A 1,656-nucleotide genomic window follows, 5' to 3' on the forward strand; every position below is an offset into this window, starting at 1 on the left:
CTGCACAGGTCATCTGCGTGAGGGGCATGGAGCATGCCGTTAGGCAGTACGAAGCGTTAGCGAAGTACCGAAGCGAAAGCGCAGTGCGAAATGCCCCGACCCTTGCGTTAGCAAGGGGCACGCCCAAAAAAAATCAAATAGAAAAAAGCTCAAAAATTTAAGTCAAATAAAATCATGCTGCCGTATGCAGCGCAAATCCTGATAAAGATATAGCTAAGCGAGTGATATTTTTGTCCTATTTAATGAAAAACACTACCGCTTGCTTACATATAAACTTTTTACTCTACGATGATGAGTTTTTGTGTATGGATTCGTTGGTATTTGTCAATAGCTTGAATATAGTATACACCTGTTTGCCACTGCTGAATAGATAATAAATTAGTGTAGCTTTGTGGGCGGATGTCTTGGACTATTTTGCCTTGCGTATCTACAATTTTAATTTGTACAAATTCATTGGCGTTAGACAAAAACACATCTCCCTGCATTTTGGAAACAGGATTAGGATAAACATCAGGCACTTTTTGGAACGTCGATATAGTGCTAACACCTAAAATGAGATAATTTTGATAATCTATACAATCTGTGTATGGACCTGAAGAGTTAATTGTAGTAGTGGAATAATAAGGTTCTAAATATACGATTGTATTTTCTTGATAACATGTCATGTAAGGAGTTGGACAAACAACTATCATTATGTTTGCAAAGTTATTTACACAACCCATCCCTTCTATCCACACAGGATAATACCAAAGAAGTTGAGGATAACCATAAGTATAAATGATGTACTGCATATACCACCTCTCACGATATTTTGCTCCATCCCAGACGCTGTCTTTAGCATACACAATTCCCCTTGCGCTATCTCCAATTACATAGTATGAGGAATGGCAAAAATATATGTAGTCAGTAGTGTCTCCTACATTTACACTAAAGTCATACATAAGCTTTTCGGTAGTTTTTCCTTTGAATACACAATATACTTTTCTATTTGCCGTGTCATTTCTAATAGCACCTATGTATCCGTATTGGGAATGTTCCACGAACTTTTTGTATACTTTTGTGCCGATAATGGTATCTCCTGTAAATGAGTAGTTAGTGTATTCCGAGGTTGCTATGGATTGTATTCTTTCAGTCCATTTTACATTTTGAGTAGCAATAGGAAGATATTGCGCCAAAGTTAGGTTGCTAATGAACGAGAGCAGTATCCATGAATAGGATATAAATTTCATAAAACAAATATAAGAACTGATGTGTAAAAATACAACTATTTTTATTCCCTGTACATCCTCCTGTGATAATGTTTGTGGCATGATGTGGTGCTAAGCTCCAAAAATGTCAAGCACATACTTCATAAGCCATATTTTGACATTTCCTTTCTCCTTTTCAAGTATTCAAAAGGTTAAGGGTTGGATGTATAGACTTTATGCAGTATTTTAGCCCTTAAATACAAAGCCTTATCTTGTTTTGTGTTTATTTTCAATGATTTACGAAGTTAAAATTTATTTTACCTTGTTTAAGGTTTATTTTCAAGTAGTTGCAAGATTGAATTTTGTATAATTGGATTGGATTTGGTAGCAACTTGCGTGAGGCATGCGGAGGGCGTGCGTTAGCACGGTGCGGAGCGAAGCGCAGCACCGAAGCGATAGCGTAGCCCGT

At 37.0% G+C, this 1,656-nt stretch carries 2 protein-coding genes; both read right to left on the bottom strand.

The features are described 5' to 3' along the window. Positions 1-278: 278 nt before the first annotated feature. Positions 279-1,229 (bottom strand): T9SS type A sorting domain-containing protein, encoded by a 951-nt coding sequence (locus tag NZ519_13820; GenBank protein ID MCS7029831.1) that lies wholly within the window; start codon positions 1,227-1,229, stop codon positions 279-281. 247 nt (positions 1,230-1,476) lie between these two features. Continuing rightward, a partial coding sequence (locus NZ519_13825) for a hypothetical protein (GenBank protein MCS7029832.1) occupies positions 1,477-1,656 on the bottom strand: 180 nt, incomplete at its 5' end.

Source organism: Bacteroidia bacterium (genome assembly GCA_025056095.1).
GTDB lineage: Bacteria > Bacteroidota > Bacteroidia > JANWVE01 > JANWVE01 > JANWVE01.

Bases quoted from the DNA above. Each gene is read 5' to 3' on its own strand.
- NZ519_13820 (MCS7029831.1), bottom strand. From the start codon at position 1,229: ATGAAATTTATATCCTATTCATGGATACTGCTCTCGTTCATTAGCAAC.